At 73.9% G+C, this 25724-nt stretch carries 24 protein-coding genes; 19 read left to right on the top strand and 5 right to left on the bottom strand.

Going from position 1 to position 25724, the window contains the following annotated elements; all coding sequences use genetic code 11:
• The 15 genes from ACH01S_RS39560 to ACH01S_RS39490 all read left to right on the top strand — a co-directional run.
• Positions 1-1536 (top strand): alpha/beta hydrolase (locus ACH01S_RS39560; RefSeq protein WP_067904968.1); only part of this gene is annotated, 1536 nt, incomplete at its 5' end.
• Positions 1533-2714: a serine hydrolase domain-containing protein gene (locus ACH01S_RS39555; protein ID WP_067904965.1), complete on the top strand. Its 1182-nt coding sequence runs from the start codon at positions 1533-1535 to the stop codon at positions 2712-2714. The genes ACH01S_RS39560 and ACH01S_RS39555, both read left to right, overlap by 4 nt.
• A gap of 513 nt (positions 2715-3227) precedes the next feature.
• Positions 3228-3485: an acyl carrier protein gene (locus ACH01S_RS39550; protein WP_067904962.1), complete on the top strand. Its 258-nt coding sequence runs from the start codon at positions 3228-3230 to the stop codon at positions 3483-3485.
• On the top strand, positions 3485-4117 hold the full coding sequence (locus ACH01S_RS39545) for an SGNH/GDSL hydrolase family protein (protein WP_067904959.1): 633 nt from the start codon (positions 3485-3487) through the stop codon (positions 4115-4117). The genes ACH01S_RS39550 and ACH01S_RS39545 overlap by 1 nt, the downstream gene beginning before the upstream one ends.
• A gap of 30 nt (positions 4118-4147) precedes the next feature.
• The gene (locus ACH01S_RS39540) at positions 4148-4915 is read left to right on the top strand and encodes an SGNH/GDSL hydrolase family protein (protein WP_083981670.1); all 768 of its coding nucleotides are present in this window, start codon (positions 4148-4150) and stop codon (positions 4913-4915) included.
• 34 nt (positions 4916-4949) lie between these two features.
• Positions 4950-5441, top strand: a complete 492-nt coding sequence (locus tag ACH01S_RS39535) for a nuclear transport factor 2 family protein (protein ID WP_067904956.1) — start codon at positions 4950-4952, stop codon at positions 5439-5441.
• Between the two features lie 34 nt (positions 5442-5475).
• Complete coding sequence (locus ACH01S_RS39530; protein ID WP_218010553.1) at positions 5476-7374, top strand: acyl-CoA dehydrogenase family protein; 1899 nt, start codon at positions 5476-5478, stop codon at positions 7372-7374.
• A gap of 6 nt (positions 7375-7380) precedes the next feature.
• Complete coding sequence (locus ACH01S_RS39525) at positions 7381-9150, top strand: fatty acyl-AMP ligase (protein ID WP_067904951.1); 1770 nt, start codon at positions 7381-7383, stop codon at positions 9148-9150.
• A 126-nt stretch (positions 9151-9276) separates the two neighbouring features.
• A complete protein-coding gene (locus ACH01S_RS39520) occupies positions 9277-9858 on the top strand; it encodes a PadR family transcriptional regulator (protein ID WP_067904948.1) in 582 nt (193 codons plus the stop codon).
• A gap of 156 nt (positions 9859-10014) precedes the next feature.
• Positions 10015-10554 carry an ATP-binding protein gene (locus ACH01S_RS43045; RefSeq protein ID WP_169809431.1) on the top strand — a complete coding sequence of 180 codons (540 nt, stop codon included), beginning with the start codon at positions 10015-10017 and terminating at the stop codon, positions 10552-10554.
• Positions 10555-10640: 86 nt separating this feature from the next.
• Positions 10641-10988, top strand: coding sequence for a hypothetical protein (locus ACH01S_RS39510; protein ID WP_067904945.1), 348 nt, complete (start codon positions 10641-10643; stop codon positions 10986-10988).
• Positions 10989-11108: 120 nt separating this feature from the next.
• Positions 11109-13883, top strand: a complete 2775-nt coding sequence (locus ACH01S_RS39505; protein WP_067904942.1) for a sensor histidine kinase — start codon at positions 11109-11111, stop codon at positions 13881-13883.
• On the top strand, positions 13880-14302 hold the full coding sequence (locus ACH01S_RS39500; RefSeq protein ID WP_067904939.1) for a roadblock/LC7 domain-containing protein: 423 nt from the start codon (positions 13880-13882) through the stop codon (positions 14300-14302). Before ACH01S_RS39505 ends, ACH01S_RS39500 begins: the two co-directional genes overlap by 4 nt.
• Before the next feature lie 6 nt (positions 14303-14308).
• Entirely contained in the window at positions 14309-14779 is a 471-nt protein-coding gene (locus ACH01S_RS39495) for a DUF742 domain-containing protein (RefSeq protein WP_083981668.1), read from the top strand.
• Positions 14760-15386, top strand: a complete 627-nt coding sequence (locus ACH01S_RS39490) for a GTP-binding protein (protein WP_083981667.1) — start codon at positions 14760-14762, stop codon at positions 15384-15386. The genes ACH01S_RS39495 and ACH01S_RS39490 overlap by 20 nt, the downstream gene beginning before the upstream one ends.
• A 48-nt stretch (positions 15387-15434) precedes the next feature.
• On the opposite strand, the gene ACH01S_RS39485 is transcribed toward ACH01S_RS39490, so the two are convergent.
• Positions 15435-15920: a winged helix-turn-helix transcriptional regulator gene (locus ACH01S_RS39485; RefSeq protein ID WP_218010552.1), complete on the bottom strand. Its 486-nt coding sequence runs from the start codon at positions 15918-15920 to the stop codon at positions 15435-15437.
• Between the two features lie 65 nt (positions 15921-15985).
• Between ACH01S_RS39485 and ACH01S_RS39480 the strand changes: the two genes are divergently transcribed.
• On the top strand, positions 15986-17437 hold the full coding sequence (locus ACH01S_RS39480; protein WP_067904936.1) for an MFS transporter: 1452 nt from the start codon (positions 15986-15988) through the stop codon (positions 17435-17437).
• 127 nt (positions 17438-17564) lie between these two features.
• Here ACH01S_RS39480 and ACH01S_RS39475 read toward each other — a convergent pair whose 3' ends face one another.
• Both ACH01S_RS39475 and ACH01S_RS39470 read right to left on the bottom strand, forming a co-directional pair.
• The gene (locus tag ACH01S_RS39475; RefSeq protein ID WP_067904934.1) at positions 17565-17969 is read right to left on the bottom strand and encodes a hypothetical protein; all 405 of its coding nucleotides are present in this window, start codon (positions 17967-17969) and stop codon (positions 17565-17567) included.
• A complete protein-coding gene (locus ACH01S_RS39470) occupies positions 17966-18514 on the bottom strand; it encodes a DUF2231 domain-containing protein (protein ID WP_067904931.1) in 549 nt (182 codons plus the stop codon). The genes ACH01S_RS39475 and ACH01S_RS39470 overlap by 4 nt, the downstream gene beginning before the upstream one ends.
• Positions 18515-18638: 124 nt before the next feature.
• Here ACH01S_RS39470 and ACH01S_RS39465 point away from each other — a divergent pair, with 124 nt between their 5' ends.
• Both ACH01S_RS39465 and ACH01S_RS39460 read left to right on the top strand, forming a co-directional pair.
• On the top strand, positions 18639-19337 hold the full coding sequence (locus ACH01S_RS39465; RefSeq protein WP_067904929.1) for a helix-turn-helix transcriptional regulator: 699 nt from the start codon (positions 18639-18641) through the stop codon (positions 19335-19337).
• A gap of 143 nt (positions 19338-19480) precedes the next feature.
• On the top strand, positions 19481-20308 hold the full coding sequence (locus ACH01S_RS39460) for a transporter substrate-binding domain-containing protein (protein WP_067904926.1): 828 nt from the start codon (positions 19481-19483) through the stop codon (positions 20306-20308).
• Positions 20309-20358: 50 nt separating this feature from the next.
• On the opposite strand, the gene ACH01S_RS39455 is transcribed toward ACH01S_RS39460, so the two are convergent.
• Both ACH01S_RS39455 and ACH01S_RS39450 read right to left on the bottom strand, forming a co-directional pair.
• A complete protein-coding gene (locus tag ACH01S_RS39455) occupies positions 20359-21540 on the bottom strand; it encodes a protein kinase family protein (RefSeq protein WP_148344305.1) in 1182 nt (393 codons plus the stop codon).
• A 100-nt stretch (positions 21541-21640) separates the two neighbouring features.
• The gene (locus ACH01S_RS39450; protein ID WP_067904919.1) at positions 21641-25129 is read right to left on the bottom strand and encodes an indolepyruvate ferredoxin oxidoreductase family protein; all 3489 of its coding nucleotides are present in this window, start codon (positions 25127-25129) and stop codon (positions 21641-21643) included.
• Positions 25130-25231: 102 nt separating this feature from the next.
• Between ACH01S_RS39450 and ACH01S_RS39445 the strand changes: the two genes are divergently transcribed.
• The gene (locus tag ACH01S_RS39445) at positions 25232-25720 is read left to right on the top strand and encodes an Lrp/AsnC family transcriptional regulator (protein WP_067904916.1); all 489 of its coding nucleotides are present in this window, start codon (positions 25232-25234) and stop codon (positions 25718-25720) included.
• The last annotated feature ends 4 nt before the right edge of the window (positions 25721-25724 follow it).

Here is a 25724-nt window from a genome sequence, read left to right as displayed (position 1 = left end):
GCCGGGGCCGTCGGCTGGACCGGCGTCTGGGCGGGCACGGCAGCGGCCGCGCCGGCCGGAGCGCCCGGGTCCGGCGGCGGCCTCGCGCGGTTCACCGGCCAGCGCGTCGCCTGGGGCGCCTGCCCGGAGGACGCCGCCGACCTGAGGGAGGCGGGCGCGCAGTGCGCGGAGGTCTCCGTCCCGCTCGACTACGCCGCCCCGGACGGCGCCACGATCAAGCTCGCGGTCTCCAGGATCAGGGCGAAGGACCGGGCGCACCGGCGCGGCGTCCTGCTGGCCAACCCGGGCGGGCCCGGCGGGCCCGGCCTCGAGTACGCGGCCTCCCTGCGGCCCGCGATGAAGGACGCGGCCGACCGCTACGACCTGATCGGCTTCGACCCGCGCTTCGTCGGGCGCAGCACTCCGATCTACTGCGGCCTCTCCCCGAAGGCGCAGGCGACGCACTCGCGGCGGGAGGCGTTCGAGGCGTCCGTCCGGAGCGCGCGGGAGACGGCGCAGCGCTGCTACGAGCACGGGGACAACGCCGCGCTGCTGCCGCACGCGTCCAGCCGCAACGTCGCCCGCGACATGGACCTGATCCGGGCCGTCCTCGGTGAACGCAGGCTGTCGTACTTCGGCACCTCCTACGGCGCGGACCTGGGCGCGGTCTTCACGCAGATGTTCCCGGACCGCTCCGACCGGATCGTGATCGACAGCGTCACCGACCCGACGAAGACGCAGTACGAGAACTTCCAGGCCGGGGGACCGGCGCAGGAGCGCGCCCTGGACGAGTGGGCCGCCTGGACGTCCGAGCGCGCCGCGCGGTACCGCCTCGGCACGACGCCCCGCGGGGTCAGGACGACCGTGGAGCGGCTGTCCGCCCGCGTGGACAAGGGCCCGATCCGGCTCGGCGACTATTACGTGGACGCGAACGTGCTGGGCCTGCTCACGCGCCAGTTCGTCAACAACGAGGAGCACAACGAGCTTCTCGCGAGGGCCATGCGCAATTTCGTCGACGCGGCCGAGGGACGGCAGGTCCAGCCCATTCCCGAGCTGAAGATGTGGCTCGAACTGTTCAACAAGCCGGACCCGGCGATGGACAACGCCTTCAACAGCGGAAACGCGTTCTTCTGCGGGGACGGCGGCTGGCCCGCCGGGGGATGGCCGTCCGATCCCGAGCAGTATTGGCGGAGCATCCAACAGGCCCGGCACACGCAGCCGGTGTTCGCGGCGACGGCCAACGCCATTTTCCCCTGCCCGTTCTGGAAGACCGCGCCGCGTGAGGCGGGCACCGCGATCGGAAACAGGGTCCCGGTGCTGATCTTGCAGGCCAGGCGGGACAACAACGTCCCCTATCCGGGCGCCGTCTCCCTGCACCGGAGGCTCGAAGGCTCGCGGCTGATCTCCGCCGACATCCGCTCGCACGGCGTGTACGCGCGCGGCGTCGACGGGCTGACGCCCGTGCCCTGCGCGGACGACGCCGTCAACGCCTACCTGCGCACCGGCGTCCTGCCCGCCGCCGACATCGACTGCCCGAAGCCGGGGGCGACCCGATGAGCAGGCGCGCCGTCGCCGCGCTCACCGCGGGCGCCCTGCTGGCGGGGCTGCTGCCGTCCGCCGCCGCCGCGGCCCAGCCGGGCCGCGGCGGCCTCCAGGGCGACGTCGACGCGATCCGGGCGACCGGCGCGACGGGGGTGCTCGCCGAAGTGCTGACGGCCTCCGGCGCGGAGGCCGCCCGCGCCGGTGTCGCCGACCTGCGGACGGGGCGGCCCGTTCCCTGGAATTCCTATTTCCATGTCGGCAGCGACACCAAGACGTACACCTCGGTGGTCGCGCTCCAACTCGTGGGCGAAGGAAAGCTCCGGCTGACCGACACCGTCGAAAAATGGCTGCCGGGGGTGGTCCGGGGGAAAGGGAACGACGGCCGGAGAATCACCGTCAAAAATCTTCTCCGGCACACCAGCGGGCTGAACGATTATGTGGCGGTCCAACTCGGCGACGGCGGCGACTTCACCCCGGAGAAGTACCGGGAGAACCGTTTCCGGGTGTCCACTCCGGAGGCGAAGGTGGCGGCGGCGATGACCGAGCCGCCGCTGTGGGTTCCGGACATGTCCAACCCGGCCGAGGAGACCCATTGGGGCTACTCCAACACCAATTATGTGCTGGCCGGACTGATCATCGAGAAGGTCACCGGCCATCCCTGGGAGCAGGAGGTCCACGACCGGGTCATCGAGCCGCTCGGGCTGCGGCACACGATCACGCCGGGCACCTCGGCGTACGTCCCGCAGCCGAGCGCGACCGCGTACACGCGGTTCCCCGGACGCGAGGAACTGACCGACACGTCGATCAGCGTGAGCGGCGGCGCGGACGGCGCGATCATCAGCACCCCGCGCGACCACGCGACGTTCCTGCGCGCCCTGCTGGGCGGGCGGCTGCTCGCCCCGGCGCAGCTCGCGCAGATGAAGGAGACCGTCCCGGCGGACGACTGGATCCTCGCGGACGGCGTCCGGTACGGGCTCGGCCTCGCCTGGCGGCCCGTCCGGGGCTGCGCGGGCGGGGTCTGGTTCCACGGCGGCACCTTCTTCGGCGTCATCTCCGAGTCCGGAGTGAGCGCGGACGGGCGGCGCGCCGCGAGCGCCGCCGTGTCCACCTACCGGCCCGGCGACCCGGCCCAGGACGACCAGGACAGGGCGTCGCTGCGGCTGGTCGACCGCGCGGTCTGCGGCGCCGGGTAGCCCGGCGACGCCGCTGATCAACGGCCCGGACGGGCGGCTCGGCCGCCTCGTCCGGGCCGTTTCGCCGTCCTCGCCAGGGGATTCTCCCCCAGACGTAAGCATCTCCTGACTTGACCGTTTGGTATCCGCTGGGCGGTTGTCCGAAATTCTCATGGAACGTGCCGCAATGTCGTGCCGGGCCCGTCCCGCTCTGGATCGCTACGGACGGGGAACGGCGCAGGTCGCGCGCCGTCGTGCGGTCCGCGGGGTGGGACGGATCGATGGGGCGCGGGGGACGCGAGGGTGCGTCCGGCGCGTGTGGTGGGTCCCTTAACGGAAGGGGTTACCGCTCGGTAGTCGTGCGCCGATTTACCGGTGTGCTGACTTAATTTACGTAACGGAGACATGGTTGTGTCCGATCGTTCACATCCGGAACTGAGACACATCATGCATTTGCCGGTATGTTGCGGTGTGCTCGTCTTCCGATGGCAATCGCGATTGTTGAGATGATCCTCTGGCATAAGGAGGAGTGCGGTGACCGGAGCGGAAACAATTTCCCACGATGAGTTGCAATCGTGGCTTCTTGACAGGATCGCCTTCTACCTCGACAGGCCGGCGGAAAACATCGACCCGACGGTCGAGCTCGCCCGGTACGGCGTCGACTCGGTGTACGCGATCAGCATCATCAGCGACATCGAGGACCACCTCCAGGTCGAGGTCGACGTGGCCGAGGCCAGGCGCCGGGAGACGGTCACCGCCCTCACCGACTACCTGCTCGAACTCGTCGGGTGATGGGCGGTCCACCGCTCGCCGGGCCCGCCCGGACCTTCATGGTGGTGCTCGGCGACAGCGTGGCCGAGGGCCAGGACGACCCGGACCCGGCGGGCGGCTGGCTCGGCTGGGCCGGGCGGCTGGCCCGCCACCTGGGCGTTCCCGGTGACGAGCTGCTCAACGCGTCCGACCCGGGGGCGAAGGTCGACGACGTGGTGCGCGACCAGCTCCCGGCCGTCCGGGAGCTGAGCCCGCGCCTCGTCGTGCTCGGCTGCGGCATGAACGACGCGCTGCGCGGCTACGATCCCGCGGTCGCCGCCGCCTGCCTGGACGAGCTGTTCGGCTGGGCCGTCGGGCGCGGCGCGGTCGCGCTCGCGATCCCGGTGCCCCGGCCGCCGCTGCTCGACCTCGCCCCCATGTCGCAGTTCCGCAAGACGCGGACGGTCCAGCGCATTCACGACTTCAACGCGGAGCTGGCCCGGGCCGGCGCCGACTTCGGAATGCCGTTCCCGGCGCGCGAGTCGGTGGCGAAGGTCGCCGACCCCGCGCTGTGGAGCGCCGATGGAATCCACCTGAACCCGAGGGGCCACGCCTATGTCGCGGAGGTGATCGCGGACATCGCGCGCAGCCTGCTCGGTGAGCGGGCGATCTGAGCTCGGGGCCATTCCAAGACTGGGACAGAGATGAACGGACAATCCACCTTCGCCCGTGTTTCCCAGCCGCTGACGCTCATACCGCTCGCGCCGGTACTGCTCGTCCAGGCATGGCGGACGGCGCGCCGCACCCCCCGCCTCGACCCCGCGGCGGGGGACGAGCACGGCTTCGCGCGGGCCGCCGGGACGGGCGGGCAGGGGCCCGCGTACCGCGTCGTCGTGATCGGCGAGTCCACGGCCGTGGGCGTCGGCGCGTCCCGGCACGCGGAGGCGCTGCCCGGCTTCCTCGCCGAGGCCCTGCGCGACCGGCTGCGCCGCGGCGTCGCGTGGTCGGTGTCCGGCGAGAGCGGCGCGACGGCCCGCCGGGTCGCGACCGGGCTCGTCCCGCCGCCCGGCGACGACCGGACCGACCTCGTGGTGCTCGCGGTCGGGATCAACGACCTGATCAGACGGCGCCCGCTGCGCCGCTGGGCGGCCGACCTCGCCGACCTGCTCGGCGTGCTGCGCGGCCGGTACGCGGGCGCGACGCTCGTCGTCGCGGGCATGCCGCCCGTGCACCGGTTCCCCGCCGTCCCGCAGCCGCTGCGGCTCGTGCTCGGCGCGCGGGCGCGGGCGATGGACCGGATCATGCGCGACACCGCCCGCGCCGCGGGCGCCGTCCACGCTCCCATGGACGAGGCGATGGCGCGCGACCGCGCGCTGTTCGCCGCCGACGGCTTCCACCCGTCCCCCGCCGGTTACCGGGCCTGGGCCGAGGGCCTCGCCCGCGCCGCCGTCCCCGCCGGGGCCGCGCGGTGACCCGTCCGCCAGGCGATCGAAGGGAGCAGCACAGGTGACGGTCTCCGGAACGTTCCGGACGGCGGTGGAGGCGAAGGACCTCGCCGCGATCGCGGGCGCGCTCGACCCCGGGATCGAGTTCCTCAGCCCGGTGATGGTGAAGCCCTATCTCGGGCGCGACTCGGTGATGGCGCTGCTGGGCGTCCTGCTGGAGGTGTTCGAGGAGTTCCGCTACACCGACGAGCTGGTCAGCCGCCCGCCGGACGGTCCGGCGCAGGCGCTGGTGTTCTCCGCGCGGGTGGCGGGCAAGGCCGTGCAGGGCCTCGACCTGCTGAGGTTCGGCGAGGACGGCCTGGTCACCGGGCTGACGGTGATGGTCCGCCCGCTGCCCGCCGCGATGACGCTCGCCCGCGTGGTCGGGCGGCGCATGGAGGAGGCGGGCACCGAGGCGGGCACCGAGGCGGGCACGGAGGCGAACGGGGCGGGGGGACAGGGGGAGACAGGGGGCACGTCCGGCCTGCCCGCAACGGAGCAGGCACAGCCGTAGGGAGCCGGCGCAGCCAAAGGGAGTCGAAGAAACGATGGACAGCAAGGTCCCCGCACACCCCGCACAGCACCCCGCGCGTCCCGGGAACCCCCCGGACCCCGTGCGCGCCGCCGACCGGGCGGACCCGGCCGGTCCCGCCGCGCCGTCCGCCGACCCGCCGGACGCGCCGCGGCGCGCGTCCCCGCCCGGGCGGGCGAGGCTGTCCCCGGCGCACCGGATCGCCGCCGACCTGGACGGCTACCTCGGCGACCCGATGGACGAGGCGGCCGGCCCGTTCTCCTACAAGGCGATCGTGGAGGCGGAGGAGCGCGACGAGATCCCGCCGGGCGCCGTGGACGCCGTCCGCGCCTGGGGCTTCCCGAAGTACCTGGTGCCGAGCGTGCTCGGCGGACGGCTGTCCACCCTGGAGGAGCTGTTCCTCGTCACCCGGGGCATCTCGCGGCGCAGCGTCACCGTCGCCGTGATGTACGGGTCGGGGCTGCTCGCGGTGAACCCGGTGTGGCTGTGGGGCGACGAGCGGCAGCGCCGGACGGTCGCCGACGGCGTCCTCGTCGGCGACCTGGCCTGCTTCGGCGTCTCGGAGGCCGACCACGGCAGCGACGTGATGGCCTCGGAGTCGGAGGCGGAGTTCGACGGCGACGAGCTGGTGCTGACCGGGACGAAGTGGCCGGTCGGCAACGCCACCCGGGGCCGTTTCGTCACCACCTACGCCCGCACCGGCGCCCGCGACTTCTCGCTCATCCTGGTCGACAAGCGCGAGCTGGACCCGAAGGTCTGGTCGACGCTGCCGCCGGTGCGGACGGTCGGGCTGCGCGGCCACGACCTGAGCGGCGTGGTGTTCGTCGGGGCGCGCGTCCCGGCCGACCGGGTGATCGGGCGGCGCGGGTCGGGGCTCGTCCAGACGCTCAAGACGTTGCAGATCACCCGGACGGCGATCGCGGCGCTGTCGGTCGGGACGATGGACGCGGTCGTCCGCATCGGGATGGAGTACGCGCGGTCCCGCACCCTGTACGGGGCGGACATCTACCAGATCCCGGTCATCCGCGACCACCTGGTGAAGGCGCACCTGGACCTGCTGATCGCCGAGTGCACGACGCTCCCGGTGGCGCGGGCGCTGACCGTCGCGCCGGGGCGGCTGAGCCTGTGGTCGTCGATCGTGAAGTACTTCGTCCCGGTGATGGGGGAGGAGGTCGTCGCCAGCATCGGGACGGTCCTCGCCGCGCGCGGCTACCTGCGCGAGGGCGTCGCGCACGGGGTGTTCCAGAAGCTGCAGCGCGACCACGCGATCGCGAGCATCTTCGAGGGCACCACGCACGTGAACCTCGCCAACGTCGCGGCGCAGTTGCCGTTCCTCGTCCGTCCGCCGGAGGAGACGGGCAAGGAGGAGGCGCTGCTCACCGACCTGTTCCGCTGGACGCGGACCCCGCCCGCGTGGGCGCCGGACGGCCGCCTGCTCCAGCTCACCAACGAGGGCCGCGACGAGATCGGCCAGCGCTTCGAGGAGATCTCCGAGGAGCTGCTGGCGGCGGCGAACGCGCACGCCGCGCCCGGCGTCGCGGCCGAGCTGAAGGACCTGATGTCCACGGTCGGCGGCCTGCGCGCCCGGCTGGAGGAGGGCATCCGCGCCGACGAGGGCGACACGACCTCGGTGGCGGCGCTGGCCCGCGCCAAGCGGTACTGCGAGCTGCACGCGATGATGTCGTGCGTCCTGACCTGGCTGCACAACCGGCACGAGTTCGGCGGCCCGTTCGCCGACGGGCAGTGGCTCGTGCTGTGCCTGCAACGCCTGCTGCAACGCTCGCAGCCCGACATGGTCCTGTCGGAGGAGTTCCTCCCGCCGGTCGAGGACGTCATGTTCCGCGGCTTCGACGAGCGGCGCTGGTTCTCCCTGCTGTCCCTGGCCGAACTGCTGCCCGACGAAGAGGACGAGTGATGACCGATGCGCGCGCATCAGGACTTCGTGTCACTCGTCCGGGAGAACATCCGGGAACACGGTGACGACCGGTCGTTCGTCTTCATCAGCGAGGAACGGGGACGCAAGTACAAGGAGAACGTCCTCGGGTTCGCCGAACTCGACCGGATGGCCCGCGCGCTCGCCTGCCGCCTGGAGTCGCGCGGCCTGCGGGACGGGGCCGTCCTCCTCCTCTACCCGGAGGGGCTGGAGTTCCTCAAGGCGTTCCTCGGGTGCCTGTACGCGCGGGTCGTCGCCGTTCCCGCGCCCTTACCCGCCCTGGACGCCGGACGCTTCGACCGCACCCGCCGCATCATCGACGACGCGGGCGTCTCGCTGATCCTCACCGACGCCGCACACCGCGACGGCATCGCCGCGTGGCTCGCGGACGCCGGACTCAAGGGGCGCGTCCACTGCCTCGACACCGAGAGCACGACGGTCGGCGACCCCGGCGACTGGGAGCCGCCGGAGTTCGACCGGGGCACGCTCGCCTTCCTCCAGTACACGTCCGGGTCGACCAGCGAGCCGAAGGGCGTGATGGTCACCCACGGCAACCTGCTCAGCAACGGCGAGGAGATCAAGCGGAGGATCGAGGGGACGTCCGACACGGTGGGCGTCGGCTGGGTGCCGCACTACCACGACATGGGGCTGGTCGGTCAGTTCCTCCAGCCGCTGTATCTCGGCTGCCGGTACGTGTTCACGTCGCCGATCACGTTCATCAAGCGTCCCGTGCTGTGGCTTGAGCTGATCAGCCGCTACCGGGGCACGATCACCGTCGCCCCGAACTTCGGCTACGAGCTGGCGGTGCGCCGCGTCACCGACGCGCAGCTGGACGGCCTCGACCTGTCGTCGCTGCGCGTGGTGAAGAACGGCGCGGAGCCGGTCCGGGCCGCGACGCTGGAGCGGATGGCCGAGCGGTTCGCCCCGGCGGGGTTCCGTCCGGCCATGTGGATGCCCTGCTACGGGATGGCCGAGACGACGCTGCTGATCACCGCCGCGCCGCTCGGCGGCGGGCCGCTCGTGCGCGGGTTCGACGCGGGCGCGCTCGCCCTCGGCCGCGCCGTCCCCGCCGCCGACGGGGCGGCCCGCAGGCTGGTGAGCTGCGGACGTCCCGTCACCCTGGACGTGAGCGTCGTCGACCCCGAGACCCGCGCCCGCCTCCCGGACGGCCTGGTCGGCGAGATCTGGGTGCGCGGCGGCAGCGTCGCGGCCGGGTACTGGGCGAACCCGGCGGCGACCGGCGCGGCGTTCGGCGCCCGCACGTCCGGCGGCGACGGCCCCTACCTGCGGACGGGCGACCTCGGCTTCCGCTTCGACGGCGAGCTGTACGTCACCGGGCGGATCAAGGACCTCATCATCGTCAACGGCCGCAACATCCACGCCCACGACGTCGAGGAGGCCGCCCGGGAGGCGCACCCCGCCGCCCTCGCCGCCGCCGCGTTCACCGTCGACGCCGGCGACGCGGAGCACGTCGTGGTCGTCCAGGAGATCAGCACCAGGGCCGCCGCCGGGACGCCCCTGGACGAGCTGGCCTCGCTCGTCAAGGCGAGGGTCGCCCGCGCGTTCGGCCTGCCCGCGCTGAGCGTCGTCCTCGCCGGGCGCGGCACGGTCCGGCGGACGACCAGCGGCAAGACGCAGCGCGGCCTCACCCGGGAGGCGTTCCTCGGCGGGGACGCCGCCGCCCTGGCGGGCGACGTCGAGCCCGCGGTCGCGGAGCTGTTCCCGGCGCTCGCCCCCGGCCGGGCGACGCCCGCCTGACCCAGAGGTGAACATCCGGTGAACCCGAAAATCCGCCCTTACCAATACTAGTCAAAAGCATGACTAATCATGTCGTTGTCTGCTAACGTCGGCCTCACCCTGAGTCAAGGCGGGGAGAGAAGGCCGATGGCGCTACGTCACGCGGTGCTGGCGGCGCTGCTCGATGGCGAGTACAGCGGCTACCAGCTGGCCAAGATCTTTGATTTGTCGGTCTCCAACTTCTGGCACGCCGTACCGCAGCAGCTCTACTCGGAGCTGTCGAGGTTGGAGACCGAAGGACTGATCAGCGGTCGGCAGGTCATCCAGCACGACCGTCCCAACAAGCGCGTGTACACCGTCACGAAGGCCGGCGTCGAGGAGCTGGAGCGGTTCGCGACCGCCCCGGCCAAGCCGGGGATCATCCGCGAGAACCTGCTCGTGATGGTCCAGGCGGTCGACCACATCTCCGCGCCCGCCGTCATCGCGCAGCTCGAAGACCGGGCGGTGGCGTCCGCCGCCAAGATCGAGGTCTTCGAGCGCACCCTGAAGCACCTGCGCGGCGACCTCGACGAAGAGACCTTCCTGCGCGTCGGCACCCCGGTCGGGCCGTACCTGACCTGCCTGCGGGGCCTGCGCTTCGAGCAGGAGAACTACGAGTGGTTCACCAGCACCGCCCGGCTGCTGCGCAGCCGGACGGGCACCCGTGCGGAGGAGGGGGAGCCGTCATGAGAGCCGTCATGGCGGGCCGCCCGTCCTCGCCCGGCACCGTGCCGCCGCATGCCCGGACTGCGGCGGCCACGGCGCCAACCCCCCGCGCCCGTCCCGGCGCCGCGCCCCCGCGGCTCCGGACCGGGCCGACACGCCTTAGTCAAGGAGGCGTTCACCATGTCGGGCGAACACCACACCATCGAACTCCCTAGCACCCTTCCCCCACCCCACGAGGCGACCGAGCCGAGCGGAGCGGGCCAGGCCGACGGCGCGTCCCGGCCGAACGGCCTGCGCGCCATGGATGAGCCCGCGGTCCTGCTGGGCGAGCTGACGCTGCCCGCCGAGCGGGAGTCCGTCCCGCGGGCGCGGCGGTTCGGCCGGTCCGTCGCGGCGAACTCCGGCATCGGGCACACCGGCGACGACGCCGAGGTCCTCGTCTCCGAACTCGTCACGAACGCCGTCCGGCACGCGCCGATCCCCGGGGCCGCGCTGCGGCTGCGGCTGCTGCGCGCCGGGTCCCGGCTCCGCATCGAGGTGCACGACCACAGCGCCGCCGTCCCGCGGCAGCGCGAGGTCGACCTGATGGAGGAGACGGGACGGGGCTGGTTCCTCGTGGCGGTCCTCGCCGACCGGCACGGCACCGACCACACCCCGTCCGGCAAGTCGGTCTGGTGCGAGATACGGGCCTGGCCGCGGGACGAGCGTCCCGGGCACTGAGCGGTCCTTCGCCGCCCCCAAGGTAGTTCCGGGGGGTGTGGGGGGTCGCCCCCCCACAAGGGCTCGTCACGGCGATGGGATGCATCATGCCCGTTGAGTACTTCCACGCGGACGGGCGACCGGCCACGGCCGCCGAGGCCCAGCAGATGCTGCTGGACGTGCGGGGACGCCTGCTCGCGCAGGACGTCATCCGCGTCGGCGCCGTCGTGGTGGTCGTCTCGACCTGGTTCACGGTGGTCGATCTCGGCCGCGCCGCCAACGGCAGGCCGCTGCTCTGGCAGACCATCGTGTCCGACACCTCCATGCACGCCGACATCGGGCAGTACACGACGCGGGACGGCGCCGCGCGCGGGCACGCGCGCGCCGTCGAGATGATCACCGGCCGCCTGCGCGGCCTGGTGGCCCGCGCCGCCCTGGACGAGGCGCACCCCTAGCCGCCGCTCCGGCGGCGACGCGGTGAGCCGTGTCCTGGACGACCCGTGCCCACGAACCGAAACGACCGACACGAGCGGGCCGAACAGCCGGGCCCGTCCCCCGCACAAGGTTGTGATCTGATGGTTGGCGAAGGCCGGCCGGCGGACGCCCACGCGGCCGCCCCGAACAGTGCACCCCCTGGCCCCGACGTCCCGGCGGACCCCGGCCGCGGGCCGCGGCGGCGGCGTCCGATCCGGCTGCGGATCACGGCGCTGCTGCTGGTCCCGCTGGTGTCCCTCATCACCCTGTGGGCGTTCGCCGCGAACATCACGCTAGGCGACGCGTTCGACAAGTACGACTTCTCGACGACGTACGAGAAGGTGGGCCTCCCCGGCATCAACCTGGTGAACCTGCTCCAGGCGGAGCGGTCCTTAAGCGTCGTCGCGCTCGCCACCCGCGACGACGCCGCCAGGCAGAAGCTCACCGGGCTGCGGTCGCGGGTGAGCGCCACGGAGGCGTCCTTCCGCCGGACGGCGCTGTCGAAGGAGGCGCAGGACGCGGCCCGTCCCGAGACCAAGCAGCGGCTCGCCGCCGCGATCAGGGCGCTGGACCGGGTGCCGCAGCTCCGCGCCGAGGTGGACGCGGGCGCCGCCGAGCCGCTCGCCGTGATCAACTCCTACAGCACCGTCCTGGACCAGGTCATCGCGGTGTTCAACGGCCTCGTGTCGGTGAACGACGTCGCGATCCTCACCCAGGGCAAGGCGCTGATCAGCCTCGGCAACGCCCGCGCGTACATGCTGCGCGAGGACTCGCTCGTCACCGCCGCGATGGCGCGGAACGGGCGGCTGACCCCGGCCGAGCACACCGCGTTCGTGCAGTGGGCGGCGGAGGGGCGGCGCGAGTTCGACGCCGGGCTCGCCGACCTGAACGACGAGATCAGCGGGCCGCTGCGGCAGCTCGCCGCGTCCGACGGGTTCCGCCGCTACCGGGCCGCCGAGACCGCGATCGTCAACGCGCGCGGCGACCGGCTGCCGGCCGCCGCCGCCGACTGGCAGGCCACCACGCAGCTGCTGTCGCAGGCGTGGGCGCAGAAGGTCACGCAGGCGAGCCTCGCGCTCAACGAGATGGCCGAGCCGATCGGCAAGCGGATCGTGATGCGGCTCGTCCTCGCGGGCGGCTTCGGGCTGCTCGCGGTCGTCGCGTCGATCGTGCTGTCGCTGCTCGCGGCGCGCAGCCTGTCCCGCGAGCTGCGCGGGCTCCAGCGCGCCGCGCTGCACCTCGCCGACGACCGGCTGCCGGACGTCGTGGCCCGGCTGCGGCGCGGCGAGGAGGTGGACGTCAGCGCGGAGGCGCCGCCGCTCGTCATCGGCAAGACCAAGGAGGTCGCCCGGGTCGGGGACGCGTTCACGAAGGTGCAGCACACCGCGATCGAGACCGCCGTCCGCGAGTCGTACCTGCGGCAGGGCATCAGCCGCGTGTTCCTCAACGTCGCGTGGCGCAGCCAGTCGCTGCTGCACCGCCAGCTCCGGATGCTGGACGAGATGGAGCGCAGCGCGTCCGACCCGAAGGCGCTGGAGGACCTGTTCCGGCTCGACCACCTCACCACGCGCATGCGGCGGCACGCGGAGGGCCTCGTGATCCTGTCCGGGACGTCGCCGGGGCGCGGGTGGAGCCGTCCCGTCCACGTCGAGGACGTGCTGCGCGCCGCCGTCGCCGAGGTCGAGGACTACACCCGGGTGGAGGTCGTCGTGCTGGGCGGCGGCGCCGCGCTGATCGGCGAGGCCGTCGCGGACATCATTCACCTGCTCGCCGAGCTGATCGAGAACGCCACGGTGTTCTCGCCCGCGCCGACCGAGGTGCTCGTGCGCGGGGAGATGGGCGCGAACGGGTTCGCCGTCGACGTCGTCGACAGGGGCATCGGGCTCGACCAGTCCGAGCTGGACGCGCTGAACCTGCGGCTGGCCCGGCCGCCGGAGTTCGACCTCGCCGTCACCGACCGGCTCGGCCTGTTCGTCGTCGGCCGCCTCGCCGGGCGGCACGGTATCAGGGTCGCGTTGCAGCCGTCGCTGTACGGAGGGGTCAGCGCGGTCGTGCTGATCCCGCGCCGCCTGATCGTGGACGTCGAGCAGCCCGACGACGAGGACGCCCCCGCCGCCGCTGCGCCCGCCGCGCAGGGCAACGGCGCCGCGCAGGGCAACGGCGCCGCGCCGACCAACGGCACGCTCGCGCGGACCGGGCTGCGGAACTGGCCCACGCCGGACGCGTCCGCGTCGACGGCGATGCTGAACGCGCCCGTGTACGACACGTCCGTCCCCGACACCGCTTTCCGTGAGACCGCCGTCCGCGACACGGCGCCCGAGACGCCGGCCGTCCCCGAGGGACTGCCGGAGTACGACGCGACGGTGGGGTTCGACGCGCCGTCCTCGCACGAGGAACGGCCCTCGTACGACCGGTACGAGACCCCGCCGACGTACGAGACCCCACCGTCGTCGTCGTACGGGCCGCCGCCGTTCGAGCAGTGGAACGACCAGCCGTACGAGCCGGGCGCGGAGCCCGCGTTCGACGCGACGCGCCCGTTCCCGGCGTCCGGCGGGCCGGCGCCCGCGTCGTTCGGCGAGACGCAGGCCCGGGCGGGCGGCGGCGGGCGGGCCCCGCTGCCGCGCCGGGTGCGCGGCGGCAACCTCGCGCCGCAGCTCAGGGACGCGCTGCCGCCCGGCGACGGGCCGTTCGGGGCGCCGCCGGCCGACCCGCCGCCCGCCGCGGCCCCGGCCGGCGACGCGGTCGCCGCGTGGGAGGAGCGCTCGGCGGAGGCGTCCCGCGACCTGTTCGCGTCCCTGCAGGCGGGCTGGCTGCGCGGCCGCGACGACGACGAAGGACCAGGCGGACCCGCCGACGACACGGAGGAGAGAGCATGACGCAGCAGCAGGGAGTCGCGGCCGAGCTGAACTTCCTCCTGGACGACCTCGTCGACCGGGTGCCGCAGATCCGCAAGGTGGTCGTCCTGTCCCGGGACGGCCTCGTGATGGGCATGTCGCGCGGCGTCGGCCGCGAGGACGCCGAGTACCTCGCCGCGCTCGCGGCCGGGTTCCACAGCCTCGCCGCCGGGGCGCGCCCGCAGCTCGCCTCCGGCGAGATCCGGCAGACGATGATCGAGATGGAGAACGGCCTGTTCTTCGTCGTCCCGGCCGGGGCGAACAGCTGCCTGGCCCTGCTCAGCGAGGTCGGCGCGAACGCGGGCCTTGTCGCCTACGAGATGACGATGCTGGTCAAGCGGGTCGGGCGGCAGCTCTCCACGGGCCTCAGGCGGGGCGGGCCCGGACCGGGAGCCGGGTGACCCGCGATGGACCCCGGCGACACGCCCGGCGCCCCCGCGCGGGACCACGGGGCGCCCGGCCGGGAGCGGTGGCTGGACGCGGCCGCCGGTCCCATCGTCCGGCCCTACGCGGTGACGCGCGGGCGCACCCGGCCGAGCGGCGAGCCGCTGGACATCGTGACGATCCTCGTCGCGACCGGCCGGCGGCCCGCCGAGCCCGGCCGGCTCGCCCGCCCGCAGCGCCGGATGCTGGCGCTGTGCCGCCGCCCGTACGCCCTCGCCGACCTGGCGTCCGACCTGGACCTGCCGTTCGGCGTGATCCGGGTGCTGGCGGGCGACCTGCTCGACTCGGGGCTCCTGGACGTCCAGCGGTGGTCCGCGCCCGCCGCCGCGCCGTCCCCCGGGGCGGACGCCGGTGCGCCGCCGCCCGCCACCGTCCCGCCGCATCTGGACCAGAACCTGCTCAGGAGGGTGCTCGATGAGCTCCGCGCGCTCTAACTCCCCGGAGGCCCCCGAGGCCCCCGCCGACGAGCGGCTGGACGGCCCGCGCGTCGCGCTGAAGATCCTCGTCGCCGGCGGGTTCGGCGTCGGGAAGACGACGCTGGTCGGCGCGGTCAGCGAGATCCGGCCGCTGCGCACCGAGGAGGCGCTGACCGACGTCGGCGCCGCCGTGGACGACCTCGACGGCGTCGCCGCGAAGACCACCACGACCGTCGCGATGGACTTCGGCCGCATCACCCTGCGGGACGGCGTCGCCGTCTACCTGTTCGGGACGCCGGGCCAGGAGCGCTTCTGGTTCATGTGGAACGAGCTGTCGCGCGGGGCGCTCGGCGCGGTCGTCCTCGCCGACACGCGGCGGCTGATGGCGAGCTTCGCCTCGATCGACTACTTCGAGCGGAAGGGGACGCCGTTCGTCGTCGCGGTCAACTGCTTCGACGACGCCGACCGCTACGAGCCGCCGGAGATCCGGACGGCCCTCGACATCGACCCGCACGTCCCCGTCCTGCTGTGCGACGCGCGCCGGACGGGGTCGGCGAAGGAGGTGCTGGTGTCCCTCGTCGAGCACGCGCTGCGGCTCGCCGGCGGCGCCGGCAGGCGCGGCTAGCCGCCCGGGCGGCGGGGCCCGGGGCGGCCTGGAGCGTCCGGGCGGGGGCTACTCCTCGCCCGGACGCGGCGGCCCCATGACGATCTCGTCGACCGCGACGTCGTGCCCCTCGGCGCAGCGGACCTGCGACGTCACGGCCTCGCCGCAGCCCGCGTGGGTGAGCCTGACCTGGCGCCCCTCGTCGCCGGGCAGGTACGTCTCGCCCCATTCCATGAGGCCGACGAGCGTGGGCGCGAGGTCCTGGCCCATCTTCGTCAGGTGGTACTCGTAGCGGGTGCGCTGCCCCGGCTCCTGGTACGGCTCCCGGCTGAGCAGCCCGGCCTTGACGAGGTGCCGCAGCCGGGCCGTCACCGCGGACTCGGTCATCTCCAGGTTGCGGACGAAGTCGCCGAAGCGGTTGGTCCCGAAGTACGCCTCGCTCAGCACGAGGACCGCCGACGGGGGACCGAGCGCGGCCAGCGTCCGCGCGACCGGGCAGTTCTGCATCGACCAGGCGTCGCGGTCGGCGAAATGCCCCTCAAGTGCGATTGTCACGCGCCCACTATAAACCTGCTGACTTGGCTTGACCAAAGTCAGCCTGCTCGCTAGCCTCCCTGACTATGGTGGAACAAAGTCAGGTACCCGCGCTCGGGGGCCGGCGGGTGCGGCCCGGGCTGGTGCTCGCGGTGCTGTCCGTCGCGTCCTTCATGGCGGGCCTCGACCTGTTCATCGTCAACGTCGCCTTCAACGACATCGGCCGCGACTTCGCGGGCGCGCCGATGTCCGACCTGTCCTGGGTGCTGAACGGCTTCGCCATCGTGTTCGCCGCGCTGCTCGTCCCGCTCGGCCGGCTCGCCGACCGGTACGGCCGCAAGCCCGGGCTCCTGCTCGGCCTCGCCGTCTTCACGCTCGCGTCGCAGGCGTGCGCGATGGCGCCGTCCCTGTGGTGGCTGGTCGCGTTCCGGGTGCTGCAGGCCGCGGGCGCGGCGGCGCTCATCCCGACGAGCCTCGGGCTCCTGCTCTCCGCCTACCCGGCCGAGCGGCGCGGCGGCGCCGTGCGGGTCTGGTCGGCGGCGTCCGCGCTCGCCGCGGCGGCCGGGCCCGCGGTCGGCGGCGTGCTCGTCGAGCTGTCCTGGCGGTGGGTGTTCGAGGTGAACGTCCCGATCGGGATCCTCGCGATCCTGCTGGCGTGGCGGTTCGTCCCCGACTCGCGGGAGGGCGTCACGGCCCGCGTCCCCGACCTGCCGGGCACGGCCGTGCTCACCGCCGCGATCGCGGTGCTCGCGCTCGCCGTCGTCAAGATCAACGACTGGCCGGGGGAGCAGACCGTGCTCGCCTGCGGCGCCGCGCTGCTCGGCCTCGCCTGGTTCTGGCTGCGGTCGCTGCGCCACCCCGCGCCCGTGATCGAGCCGTCGCTGCTCGCCGTGCGCACCTTCTCCTGGTCGAACGCCGCGATCCTGCTGTTCACCGTCGCGTTCGCCGCCAACCTCCTGCTCGGCGTGCTGTGGATGCAGCAGGTCTGGCACTACTCCGCCATCACGACCGGGCTCGCCGTCGCGCCCGGCCCGCTGATGGTCCCGATCATGGCGCTGGTCGCCGGACGGCTGGCCGCCGCGCGCGTCCCGGTCGGTCTGATCACCGCCGCCGGGTGCATGCTCTGCGCGTTCGGCGTCGTCATGATCGCGATGAGCCTCGGCCCGGCGCCCGCTTACGCGTCCGAGCTGCTGCCGGGCTGGCTCATCGGCGGGACGGGCGTCGGCCTCGCCCTCCCCACCATCCTGTCCGCCGCCGCCGTGGAGCTGCCGCCGCACCGGTACGCGACCGGCAGCGCCGTCCTGAACATGAGCAGGCAGATCGGGAGCGTCCTCGGCGTGAGCCTCGCGGTCGCCGTCCTCGGCGCCCCGCGCGGCTACCCGGACGTCCACGACGCCTACGTCGACGCTTGGCTGATGGTCGGCGGGTTCATGGCGATCGCAGCGATCGCCGCCCTTGGCATGACCCCGCGTAAGCCACGGCCTTCCCCATCCCCCGTCCCCGAGACAGAAACGGAAGTGGTCGCCGGTACTTCATAATTCCTCGCCTTGACACACGGGGCACGGGCGAAACCTTGACCCGGACCTTCATCGGCCCGGTTCGTCCGGACGGCCCCGCTCACACAACAGGCACCTCCATCCGGAGGAGGTGCCTGTTGTGCATTTCTCAGCCCCGGATCGCGGTGATCAGGACGAGGACCAGCGTCGCGACCGCGAACAGGCCGTGCCCCATCACGACCGGGATGGGGAAGCCGCGCTCGGCCGGGACCGCCGTCTCGCCCACGTCCGGGACGCGGGAGCCCAGCCAGCGGGCGAACATCACGAACCCGAGGAGCGCCACCGGGAGCAGGAGCCCGAACGCCGTCCAGGCGAGCGCGGCCGTGTCGGTGACCACGTAGACGATCCAGACGACCAGGCCCGTGGCGGCGAGCGCGAAGTGCCCGAAGATCACCGGGACGGGGAGCCGGGACGCCCCGTCCCCCCGCGCCCCGCCGCGCGAGATCCAGGTGCCGAGCATGAAGAAGCCGCCGAGCGCGGTGACGAGCCAGGTGGCGAGTGCGGCGATGTTCATCGTTGTCCTTCGCGGTTGGAGGTGGGAGTGGACGCGGCGGGAGGGGCGGCGAACCCCTCGGCCTGGGTGGTCTCGTCGGCGACGCGGACGCCGTACCGGTAGGCGAGCCGCCCGCCGAGGAAGCCCGACACGGCGAGGGCCGCGAGCGCCACGGCGGACAGGGCGATCCGCACGGGCGCCACGGCCCCGCCCACCTCTCCCATGCGCCATCCGAACCCGGCCGCGTAGGCGCCGGTGACGGCGAGGTTCAGGGACATGTGGACGAGCGCCGTCCGGAACGCGCGGGTGCCGGGCGGGATGGCGAGCAGGTCCAGGAAGCCGGTCGCGGCGGCGGCGAGCGCCCCGGCGACCCCGATGCCGATCAGCCACAGCGAGCCCCTGGCCGCGAACCCCGGGTCGGCGACGAAATGCGAGGCGACGTCGAACACGAGGCTGGCGATCCAGGCCCCGATCGGCACCGTCACGAGGATCGGGTGCACGGGATGGCCGTAGCTCCCGGCGAGCGCGCTCACCGGACGTTTGGCGAGGTGCTGCGGATCGTCCATGACGACCTCCTATTTCACCAACAAGTATTGGTGTTATAGCAGAGGCAGGTCAACGGTGCTTGGAGGCGAGTCCGATTCACCAAGACTTCTATGCGATACCGTGACCGCGGGCTAGGGTGGTGCGGTGACCTCTGACTCCGCCGCCCTGGAGGCCGCCGCGATCCTGAGCGACGACTTGCGGCGCGGCATGTACGCGTTCATCCGCTCGGCCGGGGCGCCGGTGACCCGGGACGAGGCCGCCGCCAGCGTCGGGATCTCCCGCAAGCTCGCCGCGTTCCACCTGGACAAGCTCGTCGACGCGGGCCTGCTGCGGGCGCGCTACGCGGCGCCGTCCGGCGTCCGGCGGGTGGGGCGGGCGCCGAAGGTGTACGAGCCGTCCGGGGTGGAGGTGCGGGTCAGCATCCCGCAGCGCGAGCACGGGCTGCTCGCGAGCATCCTGCTGGACGCGGTGCGCGGCCACGGCGCGGCGGAGAGCGCGCGGGACGCGGCGCTCCGCGCGGCGGGGGAGCGCGGCCGGGCGCTCGGGGCGGCGGAGGGCCGTCCCGTCCGGGGCGGGCGGCTCGGCGCGGAGCGGGCCCTCACTCGCGCGGCGGAGATCCTCGCGCGGCACGGGTTCGAGCCCGACCGGGTGGAGGCCGCGCGGCTGCGGCTGCGCAACTGCCCGTTCCACCCGCTGGCGCAGGACGACCCCGACCTGGTGTGCGCGGTCAACCACGCGTTCCTGTCCGGTGTGGTGGACGGTCTCGGCGCCGACTCCATCGAGGCGGCGCTCGCCCCGCACACCGGGCACTGCTGCGTCGAGTTCGGGCCCGCGCCCGGCTGACGGCGGCCGGGCCGCGCCGGGGCACTGCCGACGCGGTCCCGGCCGCTCTATGGTTACGGCGTGATGGTTTCTGCGGAATGCCGGACTAGTCCCGGCGACGCCTCCCGCTCACCGCGCCGGATCGGCCCGGACGGAGCGCGACCGTGCGGGTAGCCGTTCGGGTGGCCGGGCGGGCCGCGGCGGCGTGCGTCCTCGCGGGCGGCCTGCTGGCGGCGTGCGGGCAGGGCGGCGGCGGATCGCTGCTGGACAAGTCGACGCTGGTCGTCGGCGTGCGCCCGGACCTGCCCGGGCTCGGCCTGCGCCGCGCGGACGGCGGGTTCGAGGGCTTCGACATCGACGTCGCCCGCTACATGGCCGACCGGCTCGGCAAGAAGGTGCGGTTCGTCAAGGTGCTGTCGGCCGAGCGGATCCCGGCGCTGACGTCGGGACGCGCCGACATGGTCCTCGCGACGCTGTCGGTCACGCCCGAGCGCAAGACGCAGGTTGCGTTCGCGGGGCCGTACTCGATGTCCTTCCAGGACGTCCTGGTGCGGTCGGACGAGCGCGGCGTCAGGGGCGTCCGCGACCTGAAGGGCCGCAGGTTCTGCGGGGTCGAGGGCTCGGACCCGGTGAAGCGGCTGCTGGCGATCAACGGGATGACCGCGCGGATCGTCAAGGCCGGGGACTACGACGAGTGCATGGCGATGATCAAGCAGCGCCGGGTGGACGCGATCACCACGAACGACGTGATCCTGGCCGGGCTGATCCGCCGGGAGGGCGGCGGGTTCCGGCTGGTCGACGCGCGGATCAGCGAGCAGAACACCGGCATCGGGCTGCGCCGCGGCGACCTCGACGGCTGCGAGGCGCTGAACCGGGCCATCACCCGCATGTACCAGGACGGGACGGCCGCCAGGCTGATGAACAAGTGGTTCGGCGGCACCGGCCTCAACCTGTCGACGATCGAGATCCCCCAGTTCGAGGGCTGCGACTAGGGCCTTCGCCGGGACCACCGAGCGGGGCGCGGCGGGCGTCGAGCTCCCGGTCAGGCGCGCACGGTCGCGAGGACGCGGGTCAGTTGGTCGGCGACCTCGGGGGACAGGCCGCGCTCGCGCCGCCGGGTGGCGATCCGTGTCCGGAGCTGCGCGACGCGCCGGTTCACGTCGGCCTTCCTGTTCGCGTCGAGGTCGGCCTCCAGGCCGGTGATCGCGGCGTCGAGGTCGATGGCGACGTCGGAGCGGATCTTCCCGGCGGCGTAGCCGCGGCTGACGATCGGATGCATCCGGCCGAGCGCGGACCGCGCGCGGCCCGTCCCGCGCGGCGGCGTCTGGACGCTCCCCGTCGCCGCCGGGACGACCACCGGCGCCCGCGGCCCGGACGTGAGGACCGCCACCCCCGCCGTGACCGGGATCGCGGCGACGACCGCGACCGCGGCGAGCCGAGCGCCCGCGCCGTGCCCGCGCCGCCGCCGATGCCCGGCCGGGCGCAGCGCTCGCGTCCGGTGATCGCGGGACGGCTCCCGGTCGGTGCCGAGCCGCTGGGTCGGGGCGAAGGCGGTGGGCGGGCCGAAGGCGGCATTGGCCGGGCCCGGATCGCGTTGGAGCAGGGCGGCGACCTTCGTCGCGGACGGCCCGTCCGCCGCCGTCGCGTCCAGGCACAGCGCGGCGACCGGCGCCGGGCCACCGGACGTCCCGGGCGGCAGGCACGCCGAGATGAGGGCGCCGAGCGCGCGGACGTCGGCGGCCAGGTCCGCGCCGGACGCGGACGCGCCCCCGGCCCCGAGGCCGATGACCTTGGGGTCCCCGTCCACGAGCATGACCTTGCCGGGGGACAGCCGCCCGTGCGCGACCCCGGCGGCGTGCGCGGCGTCGAGCGCCCCGGCGACCCGCTCGGCGACGTCCGCCGTCTCGGCCACGGACAGCGGGCCGTGGCGGAGCAGGTCGGCGAGCGTCACGCCGTCGAGGAACTCGGTCACGGCGTAGGCGACGGCGCGTCCGGACCGGCCGCGCGCCCGGTCGCTGTCGTAGACGGTCTCCAGCGCGGGGTGGCCGAGCCCGGCGGCGCGGCCCACGCCCTGCTCGAACGCGCGGTGCGCGGCGGCGCTCCGGGACGCGGCGAGCTTGACCGCGACGGTCCGGCCGAGCAGCTCGTCGCGCGCCCGCCAGACCTCCGTCATCCCGCCGCGGTCGAGGCGCTCCACGAGCAGGTAGCGCTCCGTCAGCCGCACGCCCGATTCCACTCGAACCAACCTCGTCGCACGTCCAGGCCGGGCTCCGTCTCCGGCGTGCCAGGTGATACGTGCGGACGCCGCCTCGCGGTTCGACCGGTCAGACGCCCGCCGGGGAGCGCTCGGCGCGCCATTCGGCGAGCAGCTCGCCGAGCCGCTCCTCGTACCGGGCGACGTTCGCGGTCTTGACGTCCTCGTATCCGCGGATCATGTCGGGCAGTTCCGCGATCCGCACCGCGGCGTCGAGCCTTTCGGGGCCCTCCGCGAGCCCGGCGACCAGCTCGTTCACGACGGCGACGTAGCCGGTGACGAGGCGGCGCTCGGCGCGGCGCTGCGCGGTCGCGCCGAACGGGTCGAACGGGGTGCCGCGCAGCCGCCGCATCGCGCGCAGCGCGCGGAACGCCGGGCGCGCCGTCCGCCCGAGCGCGATCTTCCGGTCCACCCCGACCGCGCGGAGCAGCGGCGGATGCAGCATGTACCGGACGGACGCGCCCGTCCCGAACCGCTCCTCCACCCGGCGTGCCAGCTCGGGGTCGAGGTGCAGGCGCGCGACCTCGTACTCGTCCTTGTAGGCCATCAGCTTGTAGAGGTTGCGCGCGACGGCCGTCGCGAGCCGCCGCCCGTCCGCGCCCGCCTTCTCCTCGGCGGCGGCGACGCGCATGACGGCGGCGAGGTACCGCTCGGCGAGCGCCAGGTCCTGGTAGGCGGCGAGGTCCGGGACGCGGATCCGCAGCACGCGGGCCAGCTCCCCGTCCGCGCCGGACGCCTCGACCAGGCGCGTCGCGGCGTCGGCGGTGCCGTCCAGCGGGCGCGGCGCCGGAGCCGGCGGCGCCGCCGCCGGTTCCGCCGCCCACTCCGGTTCGAGGACGAGCCGCCGCCCCGCCCGGAACGCCCGCACGTTCGCCTCCACCTGGACGCCGTTCAGCGCGAGCGCCCGCTCGATCGCCTCCGCCGACAGCGGCAGCAGCCCCGCCTGGTAGGCCGCGCCGACCACGACGAAGTTGGCGGTCGTCGTGCTCCCGAACCAGCGTTCGGCGAGGCCGAGGGCGTCGAGCGCGACGAGCCGGTCCGCGTCGGTGTGGTCGGCGATCCGCCGGACCAGCGCCGCGCTCGGCGGCAGCGCCGCCGCCGTGTCGGTGATCATGCGTCCGGTCGGGACCTCGCTGGTCGACACGACGGCGGCGGTCCGGCCGGGCGCGCAGCGGCGCAGGTTCGGCTCGGACGTCCCGGCGAGCGAGTCGAACACGAGGTAGGCGTCCGCGCCGCCCGCCCCGACCATGCCGGGACGGTCCGCTCCGCCGTCCCCGATCCGCAGGTGCGACACGACCGCGCCCGCCTTCTGGCTGAGCCCGGTCTGGTCGAGCGCGCGGGCGTGCCGCCCGTCGAGGAGGGCCGCCATGGCGAGCACCTGGTTGACGGTCACGACGCCCGTCCCGCCGATGCCGACGAGCAGGACGTCCGCGCGCTCCGGCCGCCGCGCCGGTTCGGCAAGTTCCCCGATCTCCGGCAGGCGCTTCTTCTCGGCCCGCGTGCCGGGGGTGACGGTGATGAAGGACGGGCAGTCGCCGTCCACGCAGGAGTAGTCCTTGTTGCAGGACGTCTGGTTGATCTGCGTCTTGCGGCCGAACTCCGTCTCGACCGGCTCCACGCTCAGGCAGTTGGACTTCACGCCGCAGTCGCCGCAGCCCTCGCACACCGCCTCGTTGATCAGCACGCGCGTCGCCGGGTCGGGGACGAGCCCGCGCTTGCGCTTGCGCCGCGTCTCCGCCGCGCACGCCTGGTCGTAGAGCAGCACGGTCACGCCGGGGGTCGCGCGCAGCTCGCGCTGGACGGCGTCCAGGTCGTCGCGGTGCCGGACGCGGACGCCGGGCGCCCAGTCCGTCCCGCGCGGGTACCGGGACGGGTCGTCCGCCACCACGGCGATCTTCGCGACGCCCTCGGCGGCCAGCATCCGGGTGATCGCCGCCGGGTCGGAGCCGCCGTCCGCGTCCTGCCCGCCGGTCATCGCCACGGCCGCGTTGTAGAGGATCTTGAAGGTGATGTTCGTGTCCGCCGCGACGGCCTGCCGCACGGCGAGGCTGCCCGAGTGGAAGAACGTTCCATCGCCGAGGTTCTGGAAGAGGTGCTCGGTGTCGCTGAACGGCGCAGCGCCGACCCACATCGCGCCCTCGCCGCCCATCTGCGTGGTGCCGATGCTGCGGTCCTGGAACACGGTCATCACGTGGCAGCCGATCCCGCTCGCGGCGAGCGACCCGTCCGGGACGACCGTCGACCGGTTGTGGGGGCACCCCGAGCAGAAATAGGGGGTCCGCGCCGCGGTCCCGAGCAGGTTGATCTTCGGTTTGCCGGGGCGGAGCACGGGGTCGCGCAGGTCGAGGTGCTCCGCGCCGAGGCGGTCGGCGAGCAGGCGGGCCAGGGCCTTGGTGATCCGGTCCGCGTCCAGGCCGCCGTCCGCCGGGACGAGCGGGGCCCCGTCCGGCCCGTTCTTCCCGTACACGGCCGGACGCTCCGCCAGGTCGTACAGGACGTCCCGGAACTGGGTCTCGACGAACGCCCGCTTCTCCTCCACCACGACGATCTCGCGGAGCCCGCGCGCGAACTCCCGCGCCCGGCCCGCGTCCAGTGGATGGATCAGCGCGAGCCGCAGCAGCCGCACGCCCCGCCGCTCCAGCGCCGCGTCGTCCAGCCCGAGCCGGTCGAGGGATTCGCGCAGCTCAAGGTAGGTGCGACCGGCGGCGACCAGGCCGATCACCGCGTCCCCGGCGGCGCCCTCGATCCGGTCGAGCCCGTTGGCGGCGGTGTAGGCTGTGGCCGCCTGCAGCCGTCCCTGCAGGACCTCACCCTCCAGCGACGTCGTGTCCTTGAGGTCCACGCCCGGACGGCGGGTCGGCCTCCACGGGCGCCCCTGCCAGGTGAACTCCGGGAACACCGGGTCGGGGACGGGTTCGACGTCCACGGTCTCGTGCGAGTCGGCGACGTCGGTGACGAGCTTGAACCCGGTCCACGCGCCGCTGAACCGCGACATCTCGAACCCGTGCCGGCCGAGGCGCAGCACGTCCCCGACCGACGCCGGGACGAGCACCGGCATGAACGCCTCCGCGAGCGCGCCCTCCGTCGCCGACGGCAGCGTCGACGACTTGCACGACGGGTCGTCGCCCACCACGGCGAGCACCCCGCCCCGCGCGGACGTCCCGAGCCAGTTGGCGTGCTTGAACGCGTCCAGCGACCGGTCGACGCCCGGTGCCTTCCCGTACCAGAGGCCGAAGACGCCCTCGAAGCGCGGCCCCGGCAGGTGCTCCACGAGCTGCGACCCGTAGACGGCCGTCGCCGCCAGCTCCTCGTTCACGCCCGGCACGAACCGGATGCCGTTGGCGCCGAGGAGGTCCGCGTCGCGCATGAGCTGCTGGTCGAGGCCGCCGAGCGGCGACCCACGGTAGCCGGACACGAACCCGGCGGTCGTCCAGCCGCGCCGGGCGTCCGCGCGCCGCTGGTCGAGCAGCAGCCGGACGAGCGCGTGGACGCCGCCGATCGCGATCCGTCCCCGGTCGAGTTCCAGCCGGTCGCGGAGAGGAGAAGCGAGGGTGCTCATTCCTGCATTAGCCCGCCCCGGTGAGCGGTGTGCAAGATGATCGGACGATAATTGAGCAGATTGCTCAAATCGTCCCCGGGCCGCTGAGGGAGGCTGCGCATTATGACCCGCCTCACCCTGCTCGACCTGCAGGTCCTCCGCCGCCTGGTGGAGCAGCCGCGGATCGGCGTCACCGAGCTGGCCGCCAGGCTCGGCATCGCCCGCAACACCGCGCACGCCCGCGTCGAACGCCTCGAACGCGACGGCGTCATCGGGCACCGGGGCCGGGAGGTCGACCTCGCCGCGCTCGGGTTCGAGCTGACCGCGTTCGTCACGCTGGAGGTCGCGCAGGGCAGGCTCCGCGAGGCGGCCGTCGCGCTCGCCGCGATCCCGCGCGTGCTGGAGGTGCTCGGCATCACCGGGGAGGGCGACCTGCTGGTCCGCGCCGCCGCGCCGGGCGCCAGGGAGCTGCACGAGGTGATCGACTCGATCCTCGCGTGCCCCGGCGTCCGGCGCAGCCACACCTCGATCGTGCTGACCCACCAGGTCCCGTTCCGCATCGGCCCCCTCCTGGAGGACGAGGAGAGGCGCGCCCGGTCCGCCGACCGGTAGCGCC

The organism is Actinomadura chibensis NBRC 106107, from assembly GCF_001552135.1.
GTDB lineage: Bacteria > Actinomycetota > Actinomycetes > Streptosporangiales > Streptosporangiaceae > Spirillospora > Spirillospora chibensis.
This window is presented reverse-complemented; position numbering and strand designations above follow the sequence as displayed.